The sequence below is a fragment of the Streptomyces hirsutus genome, assembly GCF_001418415.1.
GTDB classification, from domain to species: domain Bacteria; phylum Actinomycetota; class Actinomycetes; order Streptomycetales; family Streptomycetaceae; genus Streptomyces; species Streptomyces hirsutus.
Genome location: NZ_LIQT01000723.1, coordinates 1 through 1308 on the forward strand (window position 1 = coordinate 1; position 1308 = coordinate 1308).

The window sequence follows — 1308 nt, forward strand, 5'->3', positions numbered from 1 at the left end:
CCCCTCCACTCCTCCGGCCCGGCGCCGCCCTATTCCCCCGGCCAGTCCGGCTTGCGCTTCTCGTTGAAGGCGGCGACGCCCTCCGCACGGTCGCCCGAGAACGCCACCGACCGCCAGGCGGCGTCCTCCACCTCGAGGCCGGCGGGCAGGTCCAGCCCCTGCCCGAGCCTCAGCGCCCGCTTGGCCGCCCGCAGCCCCACCGGCGAGTTGGCGGCGATCCGGGCGGCCAGGGCCAGCGCCTCCTCCCGGTCCCGCCCCGTCTCCACCAGTTCGTCGACGAGCCCCAGCTCCCGGGCCTCGGCGGCCTCCACCCGGCGCGCCGTGAAGATCAGCTCGGCGGCCCGCGCCGCGCCCACCCGTCTGGGCAGCAGCTGGGTACCGCCGCCGCCCGGAATCACCCCGACGGAAACCTCGGGCAGCCCCACCACGGCCGTGCGGTCGGCGACGATCACATCGCAGGACAGGGCCAGTTCGAATCCGCCGCCCAGCGCGAACCCGTGCACCGCCGCCACCGTCGGCACCGGCAGCTCCAGCACGCCGGTGTAGGCCCCGCGCGCCACCGGCCGCTGGCGCACCAGATCGGCGTCGCTGAAGGAATTGCGCTCCTTCAGATCGGCCCCGACACAGAAGGCCCGCTCGTGCGACGAGGTCAGCACCACCGCCCGTACGGCCGGGTCCTTCCCCAGTGCCGCGCAGGCCCCGGCGAGGGACCGGGCCATCTCGGTCGAGACGGCGTTCATGGCCTTGGGCCGGTCGAGGACGAGCTCCGCGACATATCCCTGCTCATAACGCCGCACCAGCACGAACTCCCCGAACCGTTCCTCACTCACGACAGCCTCCGGTGAACGATGGTTAACATCCGTCCTCCCGATCATCGCAGTCGGCCACCGTCCGGCGAAAGGGCGCGCGTCCAGTTCCCCGATCAACCCCCGTCCACCCGTTCGAGTGATATCCCGGCCACTCCGATTCGGCCTCGCAGGGGAACGCCTAGCGTGCGAGGCACCGCGGCGCGTGGGGGCGCGTACGCAGGGGGAGGAATCATCATGCCGACGAACACACCGACCAGACCGACCGAACCGCGGTCCACCGGAGCGGAGACGGCCGAGGGCACACCGGCGCACACCGGATTCACCCTCTTCAGCGCGCGCATCCGGGGCCGCCACCGCAAACCCCGCCACCGGAAACTTCTGTTGGCCGGCGGCGGGCTGGCGCTGACCGCGGGCGCCCTGAGCCTCGTACGCCTGGCGTCCGACCCGGGCCCCGCGGACCTCGGCGCCGGGGCCGGCCCCCGCCCGGTCGTCCCGGACC

The 1308-nt window shown here is 73.7% G+C and carries 1 protein-coding gene and 1 pseudogene; one reads left to right on the forward strand and one right to left on the reverse strand.

Annotated features, from left to right (window positions below; genetic code table 11):
- Positions 1-29 precede the first annotated feature (29 nt).
- A complete protein-coding gene (locus tag AOK11_RS37900) occupies positions 30-830 on the reverse strand; it encodes an enoyl-CoA hydratase/isomerase family protein (RefSeq protein WP_055598152.1) in 801 nt (266 codons plus the stop codon).
- Positions 831-1043: 213 nt separating this feature from the next.
- On the opposite strand from AOK11_RS37900, the pseudogene AOK11_RS37905 reads away from it, so the two are divergent.
- Positions 1044-1308 (forward strand): annotated as a pseudogene (locus AOK11_RS37905) (hypothetical protein); the annotation flags it as partial.